Here is a 25,175-nt window from a genome sequence, read left to right as displayed (position 1 = left end):
AAGTATGGGGAAAATATCGGCGGGATGCGACAAATGCCGGGCGCGGCCGAAGCGATGAATGGGGCGGCGCATGACGGGAAGGAAGACCCGTCTTTTATCGTTGGTCGACTGAAAGAGCAAGCCGCTTGAAAGCGATCAATTGCGAATCTCGGCACCGCCCCTCAACCCCCTGCCGGGACCTTCTCCCCGTATAGTGACGGGGAGAAGGGGCTTGGCCGCAATCTTGGCGCACATACTGCAACCCTGGATATTGGCGAAGCCATCAATCACAGCGCCCCTCTCCCCGTCACTATACGGGGAGAGGATGCCGGCAGGCAGGTGAGGGGCAGCGCAAACGCCCGAAACAGACACAAATCGTCAAAACGGCTTCACGATGACCAGCACGACGATGACGATCATCAGCAATGTGGGGATCTCATTGACGAGCCGCCAGTGCCGAGCCGGCTTTTCGTTGCGGTCCTCGGCGAATCTGCGTACCGCGCCGGCCAGATAGCCATGAACCGCCGAGAGCCCGAGCACCGCGGCGATCTTGGCATGCAGCCAGCCACCCTGAAAACCAAAGCCTTTCCAGGCCAGCCAGAGGCCGAACGCCCAGGTGATGATCATGGCTGGATTGATGATGCCGCGCAGCAGCCGGCGCTCCATCACCTTGAAGGTCTCCGACTGGACGGAGCCTTTTTCCGCATCGGCATGATAAACCAGCAGCCGCGGCAGATAGAGCATGCCCGCCATCCACGAGATGACGGCGATGACATGGATCGCCTTTGCCCAGGGATAGAAATCATCCGGCCCGAACAGGAACAGAAGCGCCGCCAGGACGAGGAAGATGATGATGGCGATCGCCGCTCGACCCATCGCTGCACCACCGCTGCTGCCCGCACCACTGTTGGCGTTGTTCATGTCGGTCATCGATGCGCCCGCACCATCTTCACCATCGCCTCGACATGCGCGATCGGCGTTTCCGGCGTGATGCCGTGGCCGAGATTGAAGACCAGCGGCCCATCGCCCAGTGCTTTCAGGATTGCGTCGACACCGTCAGAAAGCGCCTTGCCGCCGGCCACCAGCCGCAACGGATCGAGATTGCCCTGCACAGCACCATCGCGCTGCAGTTCCTTCGCCGTCGTCAACGGCACGGTCCAGTCGAGCCCCAGCCCGGTCACGCCGGTTTTTTGGCGATAGCTGCGGTAATGGGCGCCGGCGCCCTTGGGAAAGCCGATGATCGGAATGTCGGGATGGACGGCCCGGACCTGCCTGACGATCTCCGCCACCGGCCTGACGCAAAACGCCTCGAAAGAAACTTCGTCGAGCACGCCGGACCACGAGTCAAATATCTGCACCACATCGGCGCCGGCTTCGATCTGTCGGATCAGATAGGCAGCCGAGTGATCGGCAAGCACTTTCAGCAATTGCAGGAAAGCCGCCGGCTCGCGATAGGCAAACAGCCGTGCTGGCGCCTGGTCCGAGGTGCCGTGGCCGGCGATCATATAGGTCGCCACCGTCCACGGCGCGCCGCAGAAGCCGATCAGCGTCGTTTGATCCGGCAGTTTTGTCCGCAATCGCCTGACCGTCTCGTAGACCGGTTCGAGATTCACGTGAAACGTTTCGCCGTCGAGAACCGCAATCTCCGTCGCCGAGATCGGCGTCAACAGCGGCCCACGGCCCTCCTCGAAGCGCACGTCGCGGCCCAGCGCATGCGGCACGACAAGGATATCGGAAAATAGGATCGAAGCATCGAAGCCGAAACGTTCGATCGGCTGCAGCGTCACTTCCACGGCAAGATCGGGATTATAGCAAAGGTCGAGGAACGATCCGGCCCGCCTGCGTGTCTCGCGATACTCCGGCAGATAGCGGCCGGCCTGACGCATCATCCAGAGCGGCGGCGGAGACAGAGCCTTGCCCTTCAACACGTCCAGCATGATGCGGTTTTCAGGCATTCAGCGCTCGCCTCTCCAGGCTTCTCTATAATTAAATATTCTATTTCTAGGAATCTTATGATTCTAAGAGTCTGTTGGTATCGGTGGTTGTCTCCTGTCCCGCCTTGCCCCGGAAAAGGCCAGCCAGCATATTGTCGCGTGCTTCTTTTGCCGGATAGGAGGAGTTTGGGGACAGTTGGAAATTCCCGACTGGGAACAATGCGTTACCGCCCGCCTGGAGAAAATGACCCTGTGGATGAGACCGAGTCGAAAAAGCCCGTCCCCGAACTTGTCCCCAGCCCCCCGACGAAGCCGGCAGCGCATCGAATTGTGGACAAACCGGCATCTGATACAGTCGCCCCGAACCGGCCGATCTTTCCGACCGACCTTATCCACATCGGCCCACAGCTTGGAACGTACCCCTGTGAACAAACCCCAGAGCTTCTTTCACCTTCACCTGATTTCCGATGCCACCGGTGAGACGCTGCTGGCGGCCGGGCGCGCGGCTTCGGCGCAATACAAGGATGCGCGCGCCATCGAGCATATCTACCCGCTGATCCGCACCGAAAAGCAGGTGACGAAAGTGTTCGAGGACATCGAGGAGGAGCCGGGCATCATCCTTTATACGGTCGTCGACCAGAAGCTCGCCCGCGGCATCGACGAGCGCTGCGCCGCCATGGGCCTGCCTTGCGTCTCGGTGCTGGAACCGGTGCTGACCGTGTTCCAGTCCTATCTCGGCACGCCGGCCGGCCGCCGCGTCGGCGCCCAGCATGTGCTGGACGCCGAATATTTCCGCCGCATCGACGCGCTCAACTTCACCATGGAGCATGATGACGGCCAGCTGCCTGCCAATATGGACGACGCCGACATTGTGCTGGTCGGCATTTCGCGCACCTCGAAGACGCCGACCAGCATCTATCTCGCCAATCGCGGCATCAAGACCGCCAACATCCCGATTGTGATCGGCGTGCCGGTGCCGGAAAGCCTGGTCAACGCCACGAAGCCGCTGATCGTCGGGCTGATCGCCACCGCCGAGCGCATCTCGCAGGTGCGCCAGAACCGCATCCTCGGCAACACCAGCGCCTACGAGCCGACCGACTATGTCGACCGCGCGGCGATCAGCGAGGAACTTGCCTACGCCCGCCAGATCTGCACCCGGCACGGCTGGCCGATGATCGACGTCAGCCGCCGCTCGATCGAGGAGACGGCGGCGGCGATCGTTGCCCTGCGGGGAAAGACACGCTAGGTTCGGGCGCTTGTGCTGTGGGCGGCCCTTTCCTTCTCCCCTTTGTGGGAGAAGGTGGCCTCGCGAAGCGAGGTCGGATGAGGGGTGTTCCAGCCTGGCACCGACGGCGATCCTTCCAACACCCCTCAACCGTATTGGCGCTGCGCGCCAATCCACCTTCTCCCACAAGGGGAGAAGGAAAGATCAGGCGAAAACCATGGCCGAAAAAATCATCCTTGCCTCCGGCAGCCCGTTCCGCAAGGCGTTGCTTGTCCATGCCGGCGTGGCGGTCGAGGCGGTTCCGGCGGAAGTCGACGAGCGCGCGCTCGAAGCGCCCTTGCAGGGCAGCGGTGCCTCGCCCGAGGACGTCGCCCTGGTGCTGGCCGAGGCCAAGGCCACCGAGGTCAGCGAGCGAAAGCCGGGCGCCCTGGTGCTCGGCTGCGACCAGACGCTGTCGCTCGGCGACGAAGTGTTTCATAAGCCGGCCGACATGGAAGCCGCCCGCCGCCATCTCCTGGCGCTGTCGGGCAGGACCCATCAACTCAACAGCGCCGTAGTGCTGGCCCGCGACGGCGCAGTTCTGTGGCGGCATGTCGGCGTCGCCAGCCTGACCATGCGAAAGCTCGATCCGGCCTTCATCGGCCGCCATCTGGCGCGGGTCGGCGCCAAGGCGCTGTCCAGCGTCGGCGCGTACCAAATCGAAGGCGAGGGCATCCAGCTGTTCGAAACAGTAGAGGGCGACTATTTCACCATTGTCGGCCTGCCGCTTCTGCCTGTCCTGGCCAAGCTGCGCGAGTTCGGAGCCATCGATGGCTGAGGCCGCGAAAAAGGCCTTCGTCACCGGTCATCCGGTCGCGCATTCGCGGTCGCCGAAGATCCACGGCTACTGGCTGGCGAAATACGGCATCGACGGTAGCTACCGGGCGATCGACGTTGCGCCGGAGGCTTTTGCCGAATTCGTCGAAACACTCGAGGCGAATGGCTATCGTGGCGGCAACGTCACCATCCCGCACAAGGAGGCCGCCTTCGCGCTGGCGGCGCGCCGCGACGACGCGGCCGAACAGATCGGCGCCGTCAACACGCTTTGGCTCGAGGGCGGAATTTTGTGCGGCGGCAACACCGACGCCCATGGCTTTTCCGCCAATCTCGACGAGCATGCGACGGGCTGGGCCGCAAACGGCCCAGCGGTGGTGCTCGGCGCCGGCGGCGCCGCCCGCGCGGTCATCCATGCGCTCAAGCAGCGCGGCATCAGTGACATCCGCATCGTCAACCGGACGCTCGCCCGAGCCGAGGAGCTGCGCCACCGCTTCGGCGCCGGGGTCTCGGCCCACGGAACGGCGGCGACCGGCGAGCTGCTTGCCGATGCCGGCCTGCTGGTCAACACGTCAGCGCTTGGCATGCATGGCAATGAAGGCCTGTCGGCCGATCCGACCAGACTGCCGGACCATGCCATCGTCACCGACATTGTCTATGTGCCGCTGGAAACGCCGTTGCTGGCCGCCGCCAAGGCGCGCGGCCTGAAAGCCGTCGACGGGCTCGGCATGCTGCTGCACCAGGCGGTGCCCGGCTTCGAGTGCTGGTTCGGCATCAGGCCTGAGGTCACTGCCGAATTGCGGCAGATGATCGTCGCCGATCTCGCGCCAGGGAGTAAAAAAACATGATCGTGCTCGGCCTCACCGGATCGATCGGCATGGGCAAGTCGGCGACGGCCAGGATGTTTGCCGAGGCCGGCGTGCCTGTCCACGATTCGGACGAGGCGGTGCATCGCCTCTACGCCGGCAAGGCGGCTCCGCTGGTCGAGGCGGCGTTTCCCGGAACGGCGAAATCCGGCTCCGTCGATCGCACGAGGCTGGCCGAGCGGGTGCTCGGTGATGCAGCTGCACTGAAACGGCTGGAAGCGATCATCCACCCACTGGTCCGCGCCGACGCCAACGCTTTCCTGGCCAGACACCGGGCCGCCGGCGCGCCGCTTGTCGTTCTCGACATCCCGCTGCTGTTCGAAACCGGCGGCCGCGACCGTGTCGACAAGGTCGTGGTGGTCACCGCGTCGCCCGACATCCAGCGCGCCCGCGTGCTGGCGCGGCCGGGCATGAGCGAGGAGAAACTGGCGTCGATCCTGGCCAGGCAGGTTCCCGACGCCGAGAAGCGTGAGCGCGCCGATTTCATCATCGACACCGGACAAGGTTTTGATGCGGCGCGCGCGGCGGTCAATGCGATCGTCGCGAAACTGGTCGGGGATAAAGCCGGCAAGCCTGCTTAACGGCGCTTGCGCCCGGCGTAATATGTTGCCAATTTGTTCCCATCATGATTCGGCTGGACTAACGCCGGACCCAACGGACTGATTCGATGCGCGAGATCATCTTCGATACGGAAACCACCGGCCTCGATTTCCGCGACGACCGCGTCATCGAGCTTGGCTGCATCGAGCTGGTCAACCGTTTCCCGACCGGCCGCACCTTCCACCACTATATCAATCCGCAGGGACGATCGATCCATGCCGAGGCACAGGCCGTTCATGGCATCAGCGCCGCCGACCTGATGGGCAAGCCGACCTTCAGCGACATCGCCGAGGAGTTCCTTGCCTTCATCGACGGCGCCAAGCTGGTCGCCCACAATGCGACTTTCGACATCGCTTTCCTCAATGTCGAATTCGGCCGGCTTGGCCACCCGGTCGTTGACCCCGGACTTGTCGTCGACACGCTGGCGCTGGCGCGCCGCAAGCATCCGATGGGGCCCAATTCGCTGGACGCGCTGTGCCGGCGCTACGGCATCGACAATGCCCGCCGCACCAAGCACGGCGCGTTGCTCGATTCGGAATTGCTGGCCGAGGTCTATATCGAGCTCATCGGCGGCAAGCAGGCGGCGCTCATCCTCGACAGCGCCACGGCGCCGGCCGGCGGCAGGAGAAACGTCGACGACATCGACATCAGCATCGGTGCGCGGCCGATAGCGCTGCCGTCTCGCCTGACCGAAGCAGAGCGCGCCGCGCACGCGAGCATGGTCGGCACATTAGGCGAAAAGGCGCTCTGGCTGCGCGTCGCCCGGGAAGCGAGTTCTGCGGCATAGCGATTTTGGCGGAGCGGCAGGGGCGTTCAGGATCAGCCGACCCGTACGATCCTTCGCTGTCCCGCCGCATCCCAAAGAAAAACCCGGCGCGAGGCCGGGTTTTTCAAACGTCACCGAGCACTCGCCTCAGCTCGCCTTGACCTTGCTGGCGGCCTGGTCCTCGGCCAGCTTCTGCTGGAACATCTGCGCGAAATCGATCGGATCGAGCATCAGCGGCGGGAAACCGCCATTGCGCGTCGCCTCGGCGATGATCTGCCTGGCGAACGGGAACAGCAGCCGCGGGCATTCGATGAACAGCAACGGCAGCATGTGCTCCTGCGGGAAGCCGCTGATGGCGAACACACCGCCATAGACCAGCTCGACGTTGAACAGCACTTCCTTGTCGAAGGACGCCTTGGCGTTCAGCGTCAGATTGACGTCGAACTGCTTATCCGAAAGCGGGTTGGCGTTGACATTGACGTTGATGGCGATGCCGGGAGCCTTGTCGCGGCCGCGCAGCGAATTCGGCGCGCCGGGGCTTTCGAAGGAAAGGTCCTTCACATATTGGGCAAGCACGTTGAGCGAAGGCTGCGTCGCGTCGCCGTTGCCACTGGCCGCGCCGGTCGGCGCGTCGTCTTTGCTGGCCATAAGCCTTTGTCCTTTTGCCTCGGCAGCGTTGCTGACCGGATTGAAATCGGGCGTTCGCTACCATGGCCGGCATGACAAGACAAGGTTTGCGCGGCTTTGCTTTCCCTTCTCCCCTTGTGGGAGAAGGTGGATTGGCGCGCAGCGCCAAGACGGTTGAGGGGTGTTGGAAGCATCGCCGTCGGTGCCAAGCTGGAACACCCCTCATCCGACCTCGCTTCGCGAGGCCACCTTCTCCCACAAGGGGACAAGGAAAGAGCCGCGCCGGGCTACTCGTCCTCGAGGCGATCTACTCGTCCTTGAGGCGGCGCCAGGGGGAATTGGGATCGGGGCCGTGCTCGTCGCCGCGCGAATAGTCGCTGTCGTCGAGGTCGATGGTCTTGTCGCGTTGCCGGGTCCGGAATCCGCCGGTGCCGAAACTGGTGGCCATCACGATGCGGCCTTTCAGACGGCGCCAGGCGAGGTCGCGGACCGGCGGCAGCAGCAGCAGAATGCCCAAAATGTCAGTGATGAAGCCGGGAATGATGAGCAGGATCGCCGCCAGCACGATCATGGCGCCATGCGCGAGCTGACGGCTTGGATCACGTCCGGCGTCCATTTCGGCACGGACCCGGGACATGACGCCGAACCCCTGGTATCGCAACAACAGCGCGCCGGCGATGCTCGAAGCCAGCACCAGGCCGACCGTCGCCAGGGCGCCGACCTGGCGGCCGACAACGACGAAACCGGCGATCTCCAGCAGCGGAAGCGCGAGGATGAACAGGGGAAGCAGCGAAATGCGCAAATCTTGACCGATCGTTTCGATGTTTTGCCGGCAGGCGGGCAATCGCCGCTGGCACTGAACCTTTTAGATAGGTATGGCTGCCTTTAATTTGAATGATTGCAGCTTGCGTTCTATATGCTTTGGATGTTGAACGCTATGCGACCGCAGCCATTGCCTGGCCGGGCGGTCCGGCCGGAGTAGGGATTGATTGGCGGAAGATATGGGATTCTTCGACTTCGGCACGATTTTCTTTCTGGTTGCGGCGGTTGTGATCTTTTTCCAGCTGCGCAATGTGCTCGGCCGCCGCACCGGCAGCGAGCGCCCGCCGTTCGATCCCTATACGGCGGGCCGCACCCGCGACGACGCCCAAAAACCCGAGAATGTGGTCTCGCTGCCGCGCAAGCGAGCGCCGGGAGAGCCGGCAATCGACGCCTATGCGGCGATCGACGCCTTCGCCAAGCCTGACACCGATCTCAACAAGGGCCTGCGCGCGATCAAGGACAATGATCCGGCATTCGACCCCAAGACCTTCGTCGACGGCGCCAAGATGGCCTATGAGATGATCGTCATGGCCTATGCCGATGGCGATCGCAAGACGCTGAAGAACCTGCTGTCGCGCGAGGTCTATGACGGCTTTGTCGCGGCGATCGGCGACCGCGAGGCGAAGTCGGAAAAGATCCAGTCCTCCTTCGTCGGCATCGACAAGGCCGACATCGTTTCCGCCGAGATGAAGGGCAGCGAGGCGCATATCACGCTGCGCATCGTCAGCGAACTGATTTCGGCAACGCGCGACAAGGCCGGCGCCGTCATCGACGGCGATCCCGAAACCGTCGCCGAGGTCAAGGACGTCTGGACCTTCGCCCGCGATACGCGCTCGCGCGACCCGAACTGGAAGCTCGTCGCCACCGAAGAAGAAGACTGAGCCCGGACCACGGCGGGGTCTGTCGTGTCGCTTTCTCAGGCTTTCCGCGAAAAGTCGTTTGACGATCTGCCCGGCTGGGACGAGGACGACCATCTGGCTGCGTTCGCCGCTTTCCGGCGTTCGGCTTTTCACATCCTGGCGAAACCCTATCGCTCCGGCGGGCTCGGTGTCGACTTCAATGCCTTCACCGAGGCCTATGCTGCAGCCCGCACCGTGTCGCCAACCGACCGGCGCGAAGCCCGCGCCTTCTTCGAGCGGCATTTCATCCCGGCGCACATAGCGGCGGAAAGCGGCGGCGCCGGCCTCGTCACCGGCTTCTATGAACCGGTGGTCGACGCTTCGCCGGTGCGAACCGAACGATTTACGGTGCCGCTGCTGTCGCGTCCGGCCGATCTCGTCGACATCGACGACGGCAACCGGCCCGTCGGCATGGATCCCTATCTCGCCTTCGGGCGCGCCACGCCGGACGGACCGGTCGAGTATTTCGACCGCGGCGAGATCGAGCGCGGCGCGCTCGCTGGCAAGGATTTGGCGGACAAGGGTTTGGAAATCGCCTGGCTCGCCGACAAGGTCGATGCCTTCTTCATCCACGTACAGGGTTCTGCGCGGCTCACCATGACCGACGGCCGGCTTTGCCGCGTCACCTATGCCGCCAAATCCGGCCAGCGCTTTACCGGACCGGGCAAGATCCTGAGTGAGCTAGGCGAAATCCCGCTGGAAGCGGTGACCATGCAGTCGGTCCGCGCCTGGTTCAAGGCGCATCCGCAACGCATCGACGAGATCCTGTGGCGCAACCGCTCCTATATTTTTTTCCGCGAGATTTCCGCCAGCGAGGCGGCGGCGGCCGACGACCCGGAACTCGGGCCGATCGCTGCCGCAAAGGTGCCGCTGACGCCGGGCCGCTCCGTCGCTGTCGACCGTCTGCTGCATACATTCGGCACGCCGTTCTACATCGATGGGCCGTCGCTGGCCGCTTTCGACAACAAGCCGTTCCGGCGGCTGATGATCGCGCAGGACACCGGCTCGGCGATCACCGGCCAGGCGCGTGGCGATTTGTTCACTGGTACGGGAGATGCGGCCGGCGAGATCGCCGGCGTTGTCCGCAACCCCGCCGATTTCTACGCGCTGATCCCGCGTCGGCTTGTGTCGGGAGCGGGGCGATGACCCGGCGCATCGACAGGCTGAGCGAGGACGATCGGGTCCTGTGGAACCTGGTGGCGCGTACTGCCAAGCCGCTGATGGGCAAGTCCGCCGTCGACATCCCGGATATTGGCCCGGACATCGCTGATGACACCAAGCCAATGCTGCGTGACCAGGCGATGGCTCCTGCTGCGGCCACGAAAGCCAGGACACAGCATGTCTCGCATGCGCTCGACGAGCCGACGCTGGAAAAACTGTCGAAGGGCCGGCTGCCGATCGAAGGCCGCGTCGATCTGCACGGCCTGAGCCAGGACGAAGCCTATTCGCTTTTGTTCTCCTTCCTGCGCCGGGCGCATGCCGGCGGCATCCGCTATGTGCTGGTGATCACCGGCAAGGGCTCCTCGTCCGGCGGCGACGGCATCTTGCGGCGCGCCGTGCCGGCCTGGCTGTCGACACCCGCATTCAGGCCGCTGGTCTCCAGCCACGACCACGCCGCCCGCAAGCATGGCGGCTCAGGCGCGCTCTATGTCCGCCTGCGGCGCGCGCGCTGATGCGGATGCGCGCATGAGAATGCACCCGACGAGGATGGACTTGTGACCCCGTTCGGCGAAAAGCTTCGCGCCCTGCGGAGCGAACGCGGCGTCAGCCAAAAGGCCATGGCCAGGGCGATCGGCGTCAGCGCCGCCTATCTGTCGGCGTTGGAGCACGGCCGCCGCGGCGCGCCCACCTGGACGCTGATCCAGAAGATCATCGGCTATTTCAATGTCATCTGGGACGATGCCGAAGAACTTGCGCGGTTGGCCGAGACCTCGCACCCGCGGGTAAAACTCGACACGTCGGGCCTCAGCCCCGCCGCCACCGAGCTTGCCAATGTCTTGGCCGAAAACATCGAAAAACTAGACGAGGCGGAGCTTCGCCGCATCACCGCATCGATCCGCGCCGCGCTGGGGCGGACGTAGGGTTTGCCCGACTCGTGTGGAGGCGATCAATTGTCGATGTTGGCGCCGCCCCTCATTGCCCTGCCGGGCATTTCTCCCCGTAAACGGGGAGAAAGCGGCTGATCGCGAACGTGGCCTGCAACGCCGGCGATTGGCGAAATCGTCAATGACAGCACCCCTCTCCCTATACGGGGAGAGGATGCCGGCAGGCAGGTGAGGGGCAGCACAAACGCCTGGAGCAGGTAACGCGAAACGCAGCGATCCTGGTGGTCGCTTGCAAAAACCTTACTGGACCGCGCCGACCAGAACCTGCTGGCCATCACGGATCGACACCCAGCGACCGGTATTGTCGATCGCCTGCCGCTTGAGGAAGCGGTAGCCGGTCCGGTTCCATGAGCGGACCTTTCCGTCCAGATTGTCGAGGACGTAGTCGCCCTTGCTCGTGCGCACGGTCAGCACGGCATGGCCCTCGCCGTCAGGCTTGCGCACGACGGTCATCAGAAGATTGGCGTAGGACACGCCCAAGCGGTTCAATTCGCGGCGCTTTTCCAGGACATAGTCCTCACAGTCGCCAACGCCCCTGACGGGGTAGGCCCAGACCTCGTCCTTGCCGTAAATATCGATGTCGCTTATCGGCTTGACGGCGTTGTTGACCCTGGCGTTGACGCTGAGAATCTTGCGCCAGAGCGCGCCGGTCATGGTGGCGGGGGCGAGATTGCCCGGGTGGATCGAGCATTCGGCCGGACTGGTCTTGCAGAAATCGTAATGGCCGATCGGCTGCGATGTTGGGCCGCCGGTTGCCATTGGTCCGGCTGCCGAAGCCGCTGTAGACCAGCCTGTCGCAAGTGCCAGCCCTAACAGGGCGCACACGCGCAGCCCTCTCGCCATTGGTGAGGAAATCATTGTCCCCCTCGTCCCTTGTTGTTAATGAAACGTTAAGGGCGATCTACAGTCCCTGTCAATTATACCAACGGCCAGTTTTGCGATATGGTTACCCGCGCGGCCGAAAGCGCGGCTATTGTGCAACAGGTCGACTTGAACGGCGGCTGCCATCCGGGACATCTTTACTTTTTGGCGGTCCGAACCAGCTTCGGCCTCACCGCAACGCGGGTCTGGCGTCCATAGCTGGTGATGAAGTCGACAATGCGCGGCACGATTTCGGAGCGGAAGCGCGAGCCGTTGAAGACGCCGTAATGGCCGACCGCCGGCTGCATGTAGTGAGCGTGCCTGTCCGCGGGGATGTTGATGCAGAGGTCGTGCGCGGCCTGGGTCTGGCCGAGGCCGGAAATGTCGTCGTTCTCGCCCTCGACCGTGAACAGCGCGACATTGCGGATATCGGCGGGATCGATGGCGACGCCGCGATGCATCATTTCGCCCTTGGGCAGAGCATGGCGGACGAACACGGTGTCGACCGTCTGCAGGTAGAACTCCGCTGTCAGATCCATCACCGCCATATACTCGTCGTAGAAGTCGCGGTGCTTCTCGGCACTGTCGCCGTCATGCTTCACCAGATGCATGAAGAAGTCCTTGTGGGCGATGATGTGGCGGTCGAGGTTCATGCTCATGAAGCCCGAAAGTTGCAGGAAGCCGGGATAGACCTCGCGGCCGAAGCCCGGCACCGGCCATGGCGCCTGCATGGTGACGTTGTCGCGGAACCAGTCGGTGCCCTTTTCCTCGGCCAGAAGGTTGACCGCGGTCGGATTGCGGCGGGTGTCGATCGGCCCACCCATCAGCGTCATCGTCGAGGGAACGAACGGGTCGCCCCGCGTTTCCATCAGCGCCACCGCCGCCAGCACCGGGACTGAAGGCTGGCACACCGCCATGACATGGGTGTCGGGGCCCAGCGCATGCAGCATGTCGACGATGTAGTCGATATAGTCGTCGAGATCGAAGCTGCCCTCGCTTATCGGCACCATGCGGGCGTCGACCCAGTCGGTGATATGAACGTCGGCATGCGGCAGCATCGCCTCGACCGTGCCGCGCAGCAGCGTCGCGTAGTGGCCGGACATCGGCGCCACGATCAGCAGCTTCGGATCCGGCCGGCGGCCGGCGGGAACCGCCCGCTCGAAACGGAGCAGATTGCAGAACGGCCGCGACCACACCGTCTTTTCGGTGACAGCGACGCTTTTCCAGTTGACGACGGTCTTGGTCAGGCCGAACTGCGGCTTGCTGTAGCGGCGCGTCGTGCGCTCGAACAATTCGGCCGTCGCCGCGACCGAGCGGCCCCAGGACGTGTGCGCAAACGGATTGAGCGGATTGGTGTAGAACATCCGCACCGCATCGGCATAGACCCGGGCCGGCTGCACGGCGGCGTGGTTCAATTCGTAGAGCTGGTAGAACATCGAGAACTCCGCTGCTGCGACCGAAGGGACGACAGCAGTGCCGAGCCTTGAATCTCTCGCGCAAAGGTTAACAACAAACTGCTGCGATGCAATACGTCAATTGAATTGATTTATGCTTATACTTTTGTCTAAGGCGTTGAAAATCGGTTTTGAACGGCGGCAGCCGGCTTATTGTGCAGCTGCGAAAGATGCCGGAGAGAGCAAGGGCAATCGCTTCAGTTTTGCGCTGCCCCTCATCCGCCTGGCCGCAAAGCGGCGCGGCCATTCACACGCGGTCGGTGCACACAGCAGCATGGCCTGAGCTGATGAAGCCGAGCCGCCCCGCGGCGCCCTTCGACAGGTCGATCACGCGACCCTTGATAAACGGGCCGCGGTCGTTGATGCGCACGACGACGCTGCGGCCGTTTTTGCGGTTGGTGACCTTCAGCCTGGTGCCAAACGGCAAGGTGCGGTGCGCGGCGGTCAGCGCCGACGGGTTCATCCGTTCGCCGGAAGCGGTCTTCGAGGTCAGCGCGTACCAGGAGGCGCGGCCGCATTGTGCGGCGGCAGGGGAGGTGGATGCGCCGACCATCAGGCCAGCCGCTATTGCCGCCGCGACAAGCGCGGTCCGGTTGGGTTTCTTCATCTGCGGCAAGGGGCTCCGTTTGACAGACCCGGCCGTTACGGATGGAATGTGGCACCAAATGCGGCAGTCGTCTGGCGGTTCCATGACAATAGTACACGTTTGGAGTCGGCGCGAAACAGTCTGTCATGGAATATCGGGATTGCGCCGATGTATGCTGGTGGTCTTCGCACCAGCACCGGGGCGTTTCCGGCAAGACCCCGGCTTTATTATGCAAGTAGATGTGAGAGCGATCGGGTCGCTTCCTTTCGCCTTGCCATCGCGGTCATGGCGGACTTGACGATCGACTTGGGAAGGGAATTCCGACGATGAGATTGATCAAAAATCTGCTGGCGCTGATTGTGCTCGCCATCGGTGCGCTGTGGTCGCTGCAGGGCATCGGCCTCGTCGGCGGCAGCTTCATGACCGGCCAGTCGCAATGGCTCTATATCGGCATCGTCACCGCGCTGGTTGGCCTGGGCGGGCTGGTGTGGGCGAACCGTTCGCTCCCCTGACACTCGAACGGCCCTGGCGGCGTTTCGGTCGACCGGCGAATGCGCGGCCCGCCGCAAACACGCATTTCCTGTTTTGCGCGCAGCTTCGGCAAATGAATGCTGCGAATGGCCGACGATTTGAAAACCGGTTCCTGTATCGCGGCTAAGTATAGTAGTCTTATCGACATTACAGGAATTGGAGAACGATGAGGATGTCCATATCGCGGCGATCACCCGCATGAGTGCCGAGCGCCGGCTGTCGCCATTGGCGTGCCTTGCGGCTTCAGGAGGAAAGAACGTCCGGCAAGTCGTCGCAGCGGCTTGAAAATCAAGCAAAATCAATGGTGCCCGTCTTGTAATCATGTCACTAGAATTTATGTGTCTTGAAAGCCTGGACGCGGACGCGGTGGGGACGCACGCCAGGCGTTTCGCAACCGGTGGCCCTTCGCCATCGCATGACAGAGAAACGTTCGGTCTATGCTCACAAAAAAGGGCAAGTACGGCCTCAAGGCGCTCGTCCATCTGGCGCGGCTGCCGGTTGGTCAGCTCGCCTTCGTCGGCGATATCGCCGCCGGAAACAACATCCCGAAGAAATTTCTCGACGCCATCCTCGGCGAACTGCGCAATGCCGGTTTTGTCCAGAGCCGCAAGGGCAAGGAGGGCGGTTACCGCCTGGCGCGGCCGGCGGATGAAATCAAGATCGGCCACGTCGTGCGCGTGCTCGACGGGCCGCTTGCCCCAATTCCCTGCGCCAGCCGCACCCGGTATCAGCGCTGTGAAGACTGCAACGAGGCGACATGCCAAGTCCGACATCTGATGCTGGAGGTCCGGCAAGCGATCGCCGAGGTGCTGGATCAGCGCAGCCTCGCCGAGATGCGCGATATCGCCGGCGACGACGACCTTTCGGCTGCGTTGAAAATCCAGGCCTGAGCCGGAACGGACGGCTCCTCAGGCACTTGGTGCGCGCATGACCGGCCGCGCAAATTCGATTGTCCCAAGTTCGATCATTATCGTCGGCGGCGGCGCCAGCGGCGTCGTCCTTGCCGCGCATCTGTTGAAGTCGCCCAATCCCGATCTGCGTGTCACGCTGATTGAAAAGCGCCCGCATTTCGGCCAGGGCATCGCCTATTCCACGCTGCTGTCGGCGCATGTGCTGAATGTCAGCGCGGCCGGCATGAGCGCCCATGCCGACGACCCCGGCAATTTCTGGCGCTGGCTGCTTGAGCGCGGCCTGGCAACGCCAGAGCAGGCGCCGGTCTACGCACCGCGCAGCGTCTACGCCCGCTATCTGAAGGAACTGCTGGACGAGCTCGAGGCCCGCGAGACGGGGCGTCTTCGCCTGATCCGCGAGGAGAGCCTGTCGATCTCGCCGACCGGGTCCGGGGTCGAGGTGGCGCTGGCCAACGGTACCAGCGTCGTCGCCCACCTTGCCGTGCTGGCGACCGGACATGACGAGGAGCCAGGTGCCGGCCACGGCCATGCGATCAGGATGGGATCGGAGGCCGACACCGTGCTCGACGGGGAAGCCCGGGTCCTGGTGCTGGGCACGGGGTTGAGCATGGTCGATGCCTTCCTGTCGCTCGAACAACGCGGCCATCGCGGCGAGATTATCGCGGTGTCGCGGCGCGGCCTGCTGCCTTCGCCACACCGCAAGGGCAATCCGATCAAGCTCGACGTCGCCGACATTCCGCTCGGCACCCAGCTCTCCTATTTCGTCGGCTGGTTTCGCGACCTGATCCGGGAAAACCAGAAGGCCGGCATCGACTGGCGCGACGTCGTCGACGGTCTCAGGCCGTTCAACCAGAAGATCTGGCAGAACTGGCCGTCTTCGGCCAAGCGCCGCTTTGTCGAGCACACCAAGGCGTGGTGGGACATCCACCGCCATCGGATGGCGCCGGAAGTCTATGCCCGTGTCACCGAGGCGGTGCAGTCGGGCCGCATCCGGCTTGTCGCCGGGCGCGTCTTCGGCATCACGGCGGGCGACGAATTCAGCGTGCAGGTCCAGTCGCGCCACACGCAAAACATCGAGACGTTCGACGTCGCCCGTATCTACGATTGCACCGGCATCGCCAGGGACATCTCGACAACGTCGAACAGCGTGGTGCGGTCGCTGGTCGACCGCGGGCTGGCCCGGCCGGATCCGCTGCGGCTTGGCCTCGACGTATCGGACAATTGCGAGGTCACCGCCAGCGATGGCACCGTCTCGGCCAAGATCCTGGCGGTCGGACCACTGACGCGCGGCACCTTCTTCGAGATCGACGCCATACCGGATATTCGCGTGCAATGTGCAAGGCTGGGGAAGCGGTTGCTTGGGTGAGGTCGGCGCTCTACGGGGTGCTGTCCCGCGACCTTATCGTGATTGGCGTGACGGAGCGGCCCCACCGGAATCCCATTCCCCGTCTGGCCAATGGATTGGCACGATCTATCTTCTTTCAGACTGCAAACGGCTGGAAAAGAAGATAGGCTGACAGCCTGCCCAAGGCGGTCGCTTGACCATGGAGCATCAGCATGAGCGTGCACAAGATCGCCCTCCCGGACAGGGCAATGTCCCGCCTGCGTCCGCCCTATGCATCGGTTCTCGACCTGATCGGGCAAACGCCGGTTGTCGAGCTGACCAAATTCGACATCGGCAAGTGCCGGCTGTTCATCAAGCTCGAAAGCCAGAACCCCGGCGGCTCGATCAAGGACCGCATTGCGCTGTCGATGATCGCCGACGCCGAAAAACAGGGCAAGCTGACGCGCGGCGGCACCATCGTCGAGGCGACCGCCGGCAACACCGGCCTTGGCCTCGCCCAGGTCGGCATCCCCAAGGGCTACCGCATTATCCTGGTCGTGCCCGACAAGATGTCACGCGAAAAGATCCAGCATTTGCGGGCACTCGGCGCGGAAGTGCGCATGACCCGTTCCGATGTCGGCAAGGGCCACGCCGAATACTATCAGGACATGGCCGAAAAGATCGCCGCCGAGCTGCCCGGCGCCTTCTATGCCAACCAGTTCGCCAATCCGGCCAACCCGGACGCCCATGAAACCACGACCGGTCCGGAGATCTATTCGCAACTCGACGGTGACGTCGATGCAGTGGTCGTCGGCGTCCGCTCGGGCGGCACGCTGACCGGGCTTGGCCGCTATTTCGCAAAAATCTCGCCGAAGACCGAGATGATTCTCGCCGATCCGGTCGGTTCGGTGCTGGCGCCCCTGATCAAGACCGGCAAGATGCAAGAGGCCGGCAGCTGGACGGTGGAGGGCATCGGCGAGGATTTCGTCCCGCCCAATGCCGATCTGTCGTTAGTCAAGAAGGCCTACTCGATCACCGACAAGCAGAGCATGCTGGCGGTGCGCGACCTGCTTTCCAAGGAGGGCATTCTCGCCGGCTCGTCGTCCGGCACGCTGCTTTCGGCAGCGCTGCGCTATTGCCGCGAGCAGACCGTGCCGAAGCGGGTCGTCACCTTCGTCTGCGACAGCGGCAACAAATATCTGTCGAAAGTGTTCGACGATTTCTGGCTGATCGAGCAGGGCCTCGCCGAGCACGAGCAGCATGGCGATCTGCGCGACCTGGTGATGCGCACGCACCGCACCGGCGACATCGTGTCTGTCGGCCCGGACGAAAGCCTGCTCAACGCCTATGGCCGCATGCGCCGTTCGGACGTCTCGCAACTGCCGGTGCTGGACGACGGCAAGCTCGTCGGCATCGTCGACGAAAGCGATATCCTCGCCCACGTCGAAGGCCCTTATGACAGCCGCTGGGACCGTTTCAAGGCCCCGGTGCGCACGGCGATGACTTCCAATCTGCACACGCTGCAGGCCAGCCAGACGCTGGACGCGCTGCTGCCGGTGTTCGACCGCAACGAGGTCGCCATCGTCTTCGACGGCGACGAATTCATCGGCCTGATTACCCGCATCGACCTGATCAACCATCTGAGGCGCCGCGCAAGATGACCATCAAAGCCACCGTATCGGGCAGCAACCGCCTGGCCTTCTCGACGCGCACCATCCATGGCGGCCAGAGCCACGACCCGACGACCGGCGCGGTGATGGTGCCGATCTATGCGACCTCGACCTACGGCCAGCAGAGCCCGGGCGTGCACAAGGGTTTTGAATATGCCCGCAGCCAGAACCCGACCCGCTTTGCCTTCGAGCGCGCGGTGGCCGATCTCGAAAGCGGCGCAGCCGCCTTCGCTTTCGCCTCGGGGCTGGCGGCGATCGCCACGATCTTCGAACTGCTCGATTCCGGAGCCCATGTCGTTGCCACCGATGATATCTATGGCGGCACGTTCCGGCTGCTGGAGCGGGTGCGCAAGCGCTCGGCCAATTTGCAGGTCGACTTCGTCGACTTCACCGATCTGGCCGCGGTCGAAGCGGCGATCCGCCCGGAAACCAAGCTGCTCTGGGTCGAGACGCCGACAAATCCGCTGCTGCGCGTCGTCGATCTCGAAGCGGTCGCAGCCCTGGCCAGGCGCAAAGGCGTGCTCTCGGTCGCCGACAACACCTTTTGCAGCCCCTACCTGCAGCGGCCGCTGGAGCTCGGCATCGACATATCGGTGCATTCGACGACGAAATACCTCAACGGCCATTCCGACATGGTCGGCGGCGTCGCCGTGGTCGGCGACAACAAGGATCTCGCCGACCGGCTGAAATTCCTGCAGAACGCCATCGGCGCCATTTCCGGACCGTTCGACAGTTTTCTGGCGCTACGCGGCCTCAAGACGCTGGCGCTGAGGATGGAGCGCCATTCGTCGAACGGCCAGAAGATCGCGCACTGGCTGGAGCGCCGTACCGACATCCGCCGCGTTATCTATCCCGGTCTCCCCAGCCATCCGCAGCACGCCATCGCCAGAAAGCAGATGCACGCCTTCGGCGGCATGATCACGGTCGAGCTCGACCGCGACCTCGCCGGCACCAAACGCTTCCTCGAGCACACGCAACTGTTCACGCTGGCCGAAAGCCTCGGCGGCGTCGAAAGCCTGATCGAGCACCCGGCGCTGATGACCCACGGCTCGATCCCGGCGCAAAAACGCGCGGAAATCGGGATTTCCGATTCGCTGGTGCGGCTGTCGGCGGGTATCGAGGATGGCGACGATCTGATCACGGATCTGGATCAGGCGCTGGCGAGTTGAAGGGGGGTCCGTGCCCTGTTGGATAGTGGCGTCAGTTTGAAATTTCCCGGCTGACTGGCGCATCCAACTGTGAATTGACAAAGGCGACGTACCCTCGCTTTGCTATCGGGGCAACCTGGAGGGAAAGTCATGGCTTACTCGTATCGTTGCAGGGATTATCCGGGAAACGAGGCCTGTCCAGCGATGTTCACGGCAGAGACCGAGGCGGAAGTGATGAAGCACGTCGAGCTTCACGGCGCGATCGCTCACGGGGAAGACCCGAAGCAATGGTCGCCGGAAGACCGTAAACAGGTCAAGAAGCTAATTTTAGCGACCTAAACTCGCTTCTTATACGGGCCGCGCAGTGCGACCGTCACTATCTCCAATGCTACGGCAAGCATTTAGGAGTTCGGCCGATAGGCGACAACGCCTAGTCGCGATGGAATTTTCAAACTGACCCAACCGCCCGTTGACCTGAGTGGCATCCGGCGGAATTGTGGCCTTCCCTGCAATTGCCCACAGGCACGGTTGAAGTCATGACTACTCGAGAGCGAGACCAGCCGACGGCAAACGACGCCCCGCTCACCTTCGCGGTGCTGGTCTTCCCCGGCTTTCCGATGATGGCGTTCAGTTCGGTCATCGAGCCGTTGCGCGCGGCCAACGTGCTGGCCAAGAAAGAATGCTACCGCTGGATCATCGTCGGCGCCGCTGAAGGCCCGGTCGCGGCCTCGAACGGGGTCGTCATCCAGCCCGGCTTTTTCGCCGGCGATGCGCCGAAGGTCGACCGCATCGTCGTCTGCTCGGGCGGCGATGCCGATCATCTCGTGGCTGAGGACGCGGTGAGCTGGATCCGCAGGAGCCTGCGCGGCGGCGCCCATATCGGCGCGGTGGCGGATGCTGCCTTCTTCCTGGCGCGGGCCGGCCTGCTCGACGGCCATGCCTGCACCTTGCACTGGACCAGCCAGGCGGCGTTCACCGAGGCGTTTCCGGACATCGAGCTGAGGCGCGATCTCTATGTCATCGACCGCAAGCGCTTCACTTCGGCCGGCGGCGTCGGCAGCCTCGACATGATGCTGGAGATCATCACATCAGATTATGGCGCCGAGCTCGCGGCCGGCGTCGCCGAATGGTTCGTGCACAGCCCGCTGCGCTCCAGCGTCGACCGCAAGCTGATGCCGCTGCGGCTGCGCACCGGCGTCCAGAACGAGCTGGTGCTGGCGGCCATCGCCATCATGGAGGACGCGGTCGAGGAGCGGCTCGGCATGGCGGCGCTGGCGGAAAAGCTCGGCGTCTCCTCCGACAAGCTCGAACGAAACTTTCGCTCCGAGCTCAGCGTCTCGCCCAACGGCTATTACCGCCGCCTGCGACTGAAGCGCGCCGCCGACCTTTTGGCGCATTCGACACTGATGGTGCGCGACGTGGCGCTGGCCTGCGGTTTTGCTTCGATGTCGAGCTTTGCGCGGGCGTTCAGGGAAGAGCATGGGCATGCGCCGAAGGTGGCGCGCAGGCATTAGGTCTTTTTGGACGTTGGCGGGACAGCGCCCCCCTCTGGCCTGCCGGCCATCTCCCCCACTTGGGGGGAGATCGGCTGTCACCGCTGATTTCGCCGATCGCCAACGTTGCAGGAATGAGCGGAACGCCGAAGCTGCCAATCTCCCCCCCTCGTGGGGGAGATGTCCGGCAGGACAGAGGGGGGCGCCGTAGAGCGCCGCGGAACGACTTCAAGCGGTATTTCGCACAACATCTGCGGTATCCCGCACAGCCTCTTCGCGGTGCATGGCTCATCTTCCCCGCTTCCAGGAGGCACCCCATGAGCATCGTCGTGTTCGACCCCGACAGCACTGAGGACGTCGACTTCAAGGACCGTATGCGCCACCCGGCGGCGGCCGATCCGGCCGGCGGCATGTGGCTGTCCGACACCGAGCCGTCCTTCATCGATGCGGACGCGTTGCGCAAGGGCCGGCTGGCCAAGCTGCGCGCCTGGATGCGCGAGTCCGGTTATGGCGGCGTCGTGCTGTTCGATCCCTATAACCAGCGCTACGCCACCGGCTCGCGCAACATGTTCGGTTATTTCCTGCGCAATTCGACCCGCTACTTCTTCATCCCGACCGAAGGGCCGATCGTGCTGTTCGAATATCCGCAGAGCTATCATGTCTCGATGGTGCTCGACACGATCGATGAGGCGCGGCCGTCCAGGCTGGTGTGGTCTTCGGTGTCGGGCCGCGACGACGAGACCGCCGGCCCCTTCGCCGACGAGATCACTGAGCTGCTCAAGGTACATGGCGGCGGCTCGATGAAGCTCGGCCTCGACCGCTGCGGCCATCTGCAGGCGCTGGCGCTGGAAAAGCGCGGCTGCGAGGCCCGGGATTGCCAGGGCGAGATCCTCGCCGTGCGGGCGGTCAAGACGCCCGAAGAGGTAAAATGCCTGCAGGTATCGATGGCCGGCGCCGAGGCGGCCGTCTATGCGGTGCGCGAGGCGATCAAGCCCGGCGTGTCCGAGAACGACCTGTTCGCCATCATGTATCACGAGGTGATCCGCCAGGGCGGTGAGTTCATCGAAACCCGGCTCTTGACCTCGGGCCAGCGTACCAACCCGTGGTTCAACGAAGCCAGCGGCCGCAAGATCAGGCCGGGCGAACTTTTGGCGCTGGATACCGATACGATCGGCTGCTACGGCTATTATTCGGACTTCTCGCGCACCTTCCGCTGCGGGCCGGGCAAGCCGACGGATTATCAGAAATCGCTCTACCGCATGGCCCACGACCAGGTTCAGCACAACATCTCGATCGTCAGGCCGGGCATGGCGTTTCGCGAAATTGCCGAAAAGGCCTGGAAGATCCCGGACCGCTTCGTCGACCAGCGCTACACGTCTGTCATGCACGGCGTCGGCATGCATGGCGAGACGCCGTTCATCGCGCACGCCATGGACTACGAGACTTATGGCCGCGACGGTTTTGTCGTGCCCGGCATGGTGGTCAGCGTCGAGAGCTATATCGGCGAGAAAGGCGGACGCGAGGGCGTCAAGCTCGAGGACGAGATCCTGGTCACCGAAACCGGCACCGAGCTTCTGTCGCGCTTTCCCTATGAGGACGACTTTCTGGAGAAAGAAGTTTGATCCCAGCATCCACCACCAATCGAGGTGCGGTATCGCAAATCGTCGGGACTAACCGCAGCGCTCATGCTTTCGTTCAGGTGTCCGCATGAAGGGCCCGGTCTCGATCAGACGCGGCACGGTGGCCGCGGTGTTCGTCGACCTCCAGGAGGAGCACCGGCAGGACAAGCGCTATCTGGTCGAGGGTTTTGCCGACATCCTCGCCAACGTCCAGCGCCTGCAGGCGGCGGCACGGGCCAACGATGTGCTGCTCTACCATTCGGCCTATATCGTCGATCTCACCAGGGAGGCGCGGCGGTTCCATCCGGTCGATGCCAATGGCAGGTCGGCCTTCTCCGACAAGGACGATCCGCTGACGGCGATCTGTCCGGAAGTGGCGCCGGTCGACGGCGAGATGATGCTGGTCAAGACCGAGGCCAGCGCCTTCGGTTCGGGCCCTGCCGCGGGCCGGCTCAGGGCCAAAGGCATCGAGTGGCTGGTCGTTGCCGGCGTGTGGACCGAGGCCTGCATCGACGCCACCGTCAGGGATGCGGTATCATCGGGCTTTCGCGTGCTGCTGGTCAAGGATGCCTGCGGCAGCGGCAGCACGGCGATGCACCAGACCGCCATCCTCAACCTTGCCAACCGGCTCTATGGCGGCGCCGTCACCACAACCGAGGGCGCCTGCCGATTGATGGCAGGGGAGACGGTCGATGCGTGGCAGGTCGTGGGCTCGGTGCCTTTGCGCTTCACCTATGAAAACGCCGCCCGGCTCTACGACGAACTCTGAACCAGGAAGGCTGGCGATCCTTGGCGCCCCCCTCTGTCCTGCCCTCCCTGCCAAAACTTGGCATCTCCCCCACGAGGGGGGAGATTGGCAGTTTCGGCGCTGCGCTCCTGCTGCGATGTTGGAAATTGGCGAAAGCCGGGACGACAGCCGATCTCCCCCCAAGTGGGGGAGATGCCCGGTAGGGCAGAGGGGGGCGCTGTCCCGCCGGCGTCTCGAAAGGTTCTGCGCCGCAGTAGCGCAAGCTTCTGCGGAACAGCGCACAACGCCTGCGGAAACCCGAACACTTCCCCGCTGAATCCCGCACTATCATCGCCTATGGCCAAGGGCGCCCGGCGACCGCATCCGCCCCCGCGAAGCGGTCGACCGGGCGCCGACAGGGAGGATTCGACGATGAAGTTGATGCTGACCGAAAGAGCGCTGCATCCGCAGGCCGAGCCCGTCGCCGACGGTTTTAAAAAAGGCAGCATGAACCGGCGCGAATATCTCGCCACCATGGCAGCACTTGGCGTCAGCGTCGCCGGCGCGCTGGCGCTTGTCGGTCTCGCGCCTTCCCCGGCCAGGGCGCAGGAGCCGAAGCGCGGCGGCGTCTTGCGCGTCGCCATGAACGTCAAGGGCTGGAAGGACCCGCGCACCTTCGACGGCGTCGAAATGTCCAATGTCGCCCGCCACTGCAACGAATATCTGGTGCGCTGGAACCGCGATTTCACCTTCGAGCCGTGGCTGCTCGAGAGTTGGGAGACCAGCGACGACGCCCGCGTGCTGACGCTGCACGTCCGCAAGGGCATCACCTGGTCGAACGGCGACACTTTCAACGCCGACGATGTCGTCCACAATCTGACGCGCTGGTGCGACGCCGGCGTCGCCGGCAATTCGGTCGCCGAGCGGATGGGGGCGCTGGTCGACGCCGCCACCAAGAAGCCGATCGACGGCGGCATCGAGCGTGTCGACGACTTTACCGTCCGGCTCAATCTGCCGAAGCCCGACATTTCGCTGATTGCCGGCATGACCGACTATCCGGCGCTGATCATGCACCGCAGCTACGACGGCGACGGCGATCCGCTGAAGGCCTTGGCGATCACCACTGGACCTTGCGAACTGGTGGCATGGGACGCCGAGGTCGGCGCCGAGGTCCGCCGCAAGGACAAGCCGTGGTGGAAGGGCGATTTCTGGCTCGACGGCATCCAATGGGTCGACTACGGCTCCGATCCCAATGCGATGTTTTCGGCCTTCGAATCGGGCGAGATCGACACCAACCACGAAACCGCCGCCGATACCGTCTCGCAGACCGACGCCATGGGTCTGAGCAATTCCGAGCTTGCCACCGGCTCGACCATCGTCGCGCGCTTCAACGTCGGCAATCCGCCCTATGACGACATCAGGGTGCGACGCGCCGCCCAGCTCTCCGTCGACAATGCCGCAATCCTGAAGATCGGCATGGACGACCGCGGCAAGCCGGCCGAGAACCATCATGTCGGCCCGATGCATGCCGAATACGCCGATATCGGCCCGGCCGTCCGCAATGTCGACGAAGCCAAGACGCTGCTTGCCGAGGCCGGCAAGTCCGATCACGAATACGAGCTCATCTCTGTCGATGTCGACTGGCAGAAGAACACCGGCGACGCCATCGCCGCGCAGATGCGCGACGCCGGGCTGAAGGTCAAACGGACCGTGCTGCCGGCGGCGACGTTCTGGAACGACTGGAGCAAATATCCTTTCTCCTGCACCGAGTGGCTCGGCCGGCCGCTGGGCGTCCAGGTGCTGGCGCTGGCCTACAGATCGGGCGCTGCCTGGAACGAGACCGCCTACGCCAATCCGGAGTTCGACGCCTTGCTCGACAAGGCGCTGGCCACACCCGACGCCAGCGCGCGCAAGGAGATCATGGCCAAGATCGAGCAGAATCTGCGCGATTCCGGCATCATCATGCAGCCCTACTGGCGCTCGGTCTACCGGACGTTCCGCAAGGGCGTGCACGGCTGCGAGCAGCATCAGTCTCTGGAGCAGCATTTCGAGAAGGTCTGGCTCGAGGCGTGATCCTCGTTGCGGGGCACAGGGGCAATCGTTTCAGGTTTGCGCTGCCCCTCATCGCCCTGCCGGGCACTTCTCCCCGTATAGTGACGGGGAGAAGGGGCTGGTGTCCGAACCGGATAGATAGGTAACAGAATGGACTGATTGC

Annotated in this window: 26 protein-coding genes; 19 read left to right on the top strand and 7 right to left on the bottom strand. The window is 63.7% G+C overall.

Going from position 1 to position 25,175, the window contains the following annotated elements; all coding sequences use genetic code 11:
* Positions 1 to 357: 357 nt before the first annotated feature.
* Both hemJ and hemE read right to left on the bottom strand, forming a co-directional pair.
* Entirely contained in the window at positions 358 to 909 is a 552-nt protein-coding gene (gene hemJ, locus X738_RS73805; protein ID WP_023802688.1) for a protoporphyrinogen oxidase HemJ, read from the bottom strand.
* Positions 906 to 1,934 carry a uroporphyrinogen decarboxylase gene (gene hemE / locus X738_RS73800; protein WP_023802687.1) on the bottom strand — a complete coding sequence of 343 codons (1,029 nt, stop codon included), beginning with the start codon at positions 1,932 to 1,934 and terminating at the stop codon, positions 906 to 908. The genes hemJ and hemE overlap by 4 nt, the downstream gene beginning before the upstream one ends.
* 403 nt (positions 1,935 to 2,337) lie before the next feature.
* On the opposite strand from hemE, the gene X738_RS73795 reads away from it, so the two are divergent.
* The 5 genes from X738_RS73795 to dnaQ all read left to right on the top strand — a co-directional run bounded on the left by X738_RS73795 (position 2,338) and on the right by dnaQ (position 6,204).
* Positions 2,338 to 3,159: a pyruvate, water dikinase regulatory protein gene (locus tag X738_RS73795; RefSeq protein ID WP_023802686.1), complete on the top strand. Its 822-nt coding sequence runs from the start codon at positions 2,338 to 2,340 to the stop codon at positions 3,157 to 3,159.
* 196 nt (positions 3,160 to 3,355) lie between these two features.
* Positions 3,356 to 3,955, top strand: coding sequence for a Maf-like protein (locus tag X738_RS73790; RefSeq protein WP_023802685.1), 600 nt, complete (start codon positions 3,356 to 3,358; stop codon positions 3,953 to 3,955).
* Positions 3,948 to 4,799 carry a shikimate dehydrogenase gene (locus X738_RS73785; RefSeq protein WP_023802684.1) on the top strand — a complete coding sequence of 284 codons (852 nt, stop codon included), beginning with the start codon at positions 3,948 to 3,950 and terminating at the stop codon, positions 4,797 to 4,799. The genes X738_RS73790 and X738_RS73785 overlap by 8 nt, the downstream gene beginning before the upstream one ends.
* On the top strand, positions 4,796 to 5,398 hold the full coding sequence (coaE, locus tag X738_RS73780) for a dephospho-CoA kinase (RefSeq protein ID WP_023802683.1): 603 nt from the start codon (positions 4,796 to 4,798) through the stop codon (positions 5,396 to 5,398). The genes X738_RS73785 and coaE overlap by 4 nt, the downstream gene beginning before the upstream one ends.
* A gap of 86 nt (positions 5,399 to 5,484) precedes the next feature.
* Entirely contained in the window at positions 5,485 to 6,204 is a 720-nt protein-coding gene (gene dnaQ / locus X738_RS73775; protein WP_023802682.1) for a DNA polymerase III subunit epsilon, read from the top strand.
* A gap of 126 nt (positions 6,205 to 6,330) precedes the next feature.
* On the opposite strand, the gene secB is transcribed toward dnaQ, so the two are convergent.
* Both secB and X738_RS73765 read right to left on the bottom strand, forming a co-directional pair.
* Complete coding sequence (gene secB / locus X738_RS73770) at positions 6,331 to 6,831, bottom strand: protein-export chaperone SecB (RefSeq protein WP_023802681.1); 501 nt, start codon at positions 6,829 to 6,831, stop codon at positions 6,331 to 6,333.
* A 286-nt stretch (positions 6,832 to 7,117) separates the two neighbouring features.
* Positions 7,118 to 7,612 (bottom strand): FxsA family protein, encoded by a 495-nt coding sequence (locus X738_RS73765; protein WP_023802680.1) that lies wholly within the window; start codon positions 7,610 to 7,612, stop codon positions 7,118 to 7,120.
* A gap of 199 nt (positions 7,613 to 7,811) precedes the next feature.
* Between X738_RS73765 and X738_RS73760 the strand changes: the two genes are divergently transcribed.
* Genes X738_RS73760 through X738_RS73745 form a run of 4 tightly spaced genes read left to right on the top strand, consistent with a single transcriptional unit; the run spans position 7,812 to position 10,612 of the window.
* Entirely contained in the window at positions 7,812 to 8,513 is a 702-nt protein-coding gene (locus tag X738_RS73760; RefSeq protein ID WP_023802679.1) for a Tim44/TimA family putative adaptor protein, read from the top strand.
* Positions 8,514 to 8,537: 24 nt separating this feature from the next.
* A complete protein-coding gene (gene mltA, locus X738_RS73755; protein WP_023802678.1) occupies positions 8,538 to 9,677 on the top strand; it encodes a murein transglycosylase A in 1,140 nt (379 codons plus the stop codon).
* Positions 9,674 to 10,204, top strand: coding sequence for a Smr/MutS family protein (locus tag X738_RS73750; RefSeq protein ID WP_023802677.1), 531 nt, complete (start codon positions 9,674 to 9,676; stop codon positions 10,202 to 10,204). The genes mltA and X738_RS73750 overlap by 4 nt, the downstream gene beginning before the upstream one ends.
* A 42-nt stretch (positions 10,205 to 10,246) precedes the next feature.
* Positions 10,247 to 10,612, top strand: coding sequence for a helix-turn-helix domain-containing protein (locus X738_RS73745; protein WP_023802676.1), 366 nt, complete (start codon positions 10,247 to 10,249; stop codon positions 10,610 to 10,612).
* 264 nt (positions 10,613 to 10,876) lie between these two features.
* Here X738_RS73745 and X738_RS73740 read toward each other — a convergent pair whose 3' ends face one another.
* The 3 genes from X738_RS73740 to X738_RS73730 all read right to left on the bottom strand — a co-directional run bounded on the left by X738_RS73740 (position 10,877) and on the right by X738_RS73730 (position 13,558).
* Positions 10,877 to 11,494, bottom strand: a complete 618-nt coding sequence (locus tag X738_RS73740) for a transglutaminase-like cysteine peptidase (protein ID WP_023802675.1) — start codon at positions 11,492 to 11,494, stop codon at positions 10,877 to 10,879.
* Between the two features lie 161 nt (positions 11,495 to 11,655).
* Positions 11,656 to 12,933 carry a polyhydroxyalkanoate depolymerase gene (locus X738_RS73735; RefSeq protein WP_023802674.1) on the bottom strand — a complete coding sequence of 426 codons (1,278 nt, stop codon included), beginning with the start codon at positions 12,931 to 12,933 and terminating at the stop codon, positions 11,656 to 11,658.
* A 265-nt stretch (positions 12,934 to 13,198) separates the two neighbouring features.
* Complete coding sequence (locus X738_RS73730; RefSeq protein ID WP_023802673.1) at positions 13,199 to 13,558, bottom strand: septal ring lytic transglycosylase RlpA family protein; 360 nt, start codon at positions 13,556 to 13,558, stop codon at positions 13,199 to 13,201.
* Positions 13,559 to 13,863: 305 nt separating this feature from the next.
* On the opposite strand from X738_RS73730, the gene X738_RS73725 reads away from it, so the two are divergent.
* The 10 genes from X738_RS73725 to X738_RS73680 all read left to right on the top strand — a co-directional run bounded on the left by X738_RS73725 (position 13,864) and on the right by X738_RS73680 (position 25,033).
* Entirely contained in the window at positions 13,864 to 14,049 is a 186-nt protein-coding gene (locus X738_RS73725; protein ID WP_023802672.1) for a hypothetical protein, read from the top strand.
* Between the two features lie 456 nt (positions 14,050 to 14,505).
* Positions 14,506 to 14,958, top strand: coding sequence for an RrF2 family transcriptional regulator (locus X738_RS73720; protein WP_023802671.1), 453 nt, complete (start codon positions 14,506 to 14,508; stop codon positions 14,956 to 14,958).
* 37 nt (positions 14,959 to 14,995) lie between these two features.
* Entirely contained in the window at positions 14,996 to 16,345 is a 1,350-nt protein-coding gene (locus X738_RS73715) for an FAD/NAD(P)-binding protein (protein ID WP_023802670.1), read from the top strand.
* Positions 16,346 to 16,536: 191 nt separating this feature from the next.
* Positions 16,537 to 17,964: a pyridoxal-phosphate dependent enzyme gene (locus X738_RS73710; protein ID WP_023802669.1), complete on the top strand. Its 1,428-nt coding sequence runs from the start codon at positions 16,537 to 16,539 to the stop codon at positions 17,962 to 17,964.
* Positions 17,961 to 19,142 carry a trans-sulfuration enzyme family protein gene (locus tag X738_RS73705; protein ID WP_023802668.1) on the top strand — a complete coding sequence of 394 codons (1,182 nt, stop codon included), beginning with the start codon at positions 17,961 to 17,963 and terminating at the stop codon, positions 19,140 to 19,142. The genes X738_RS73710 and X738_RS73705 overlap by 4 nt, the downstream gene beginning before the upstream one ends.
* A 129-nt stretch (positions 19,143 to 19,271) precedes the next feature.
* Positions 19,272 to 19,460: a DUF1059 domain-containing protein gene (locus X738_RS73700; protein ID WP_023802667.1), complete on the top strand. Its 189-nt coding sequence runs from the start codon at positions 19,272 to 19,274 to the stop codon at positions 19,458 to 19,460.
* Positions 19,461 to 19,657: 197 nt separating this feature from the next.
* Entirely contained in the window at positions 19,658 to 20,635 is a 978-nt protein-coding gene (locus X738_RS73695; protein ID WP_023802666.1) for a GlxA family transcriptional regulator, read from the top strand.
* Between the two features lie 296 nt (positions 20,636 to 20,931).
* Positions 20,932 to 22,236 carry a M24 family metallopeptidase gene (locus X738_RS73690; protein ID WP_023802665.1) on the top strand — a complete coding sequence of 435 codons (1,305 nt, stop codon included), beginning with the start codon at positions 20,932 to 20,934 and terminating at the stop codon, positions 22,234 to 22,236.
* 85 nt (positions 22,237 to 22,321) lie between these two features.
* Positions 22,322 to 23,002 carry an isochorismatase family protein gene (locus X738_RS73685; protein WP_023802664.1) on the top strand — a complete coding sequence of 227 codons (681 nt, stop codon included), beginning with the start codon at positions 22,322 to 22,324 and terminating at the stop codon, positions 23,000 to 23,002.
* A 390-nt stretch (positions 23,003 to 23,392) separates the two neighbouring features.
* On the top strand, positions 23,393 to 25,033 hold the full coding sequence (locus X738_RS73680; protein WP_023802663.1) for an ABC transporter substrate-binding protein: 1,641 nt from the start codon (positions 23,393 to 23,395) through the stop codon (positions 25,031 to 25,033).
* Positions 25,034 to 25,175: the final 142 nt, after the last annotated feature.

It is taken from the genome of Mesorhizobium sp. L48C026A00 (assembly GCF_000502375.1).
Lineage (GTDB): Bacteria > Pseudomonadota > Alphaproteobacteria > Rhizobiales > Rhizobiaceae > Mesorhizobium > Mesorhizobium muleiense.
Note: the sequence above shows the minus strand (reverse complement) of the source record. Positions and strands in the feature narration are given on the sequence as shown.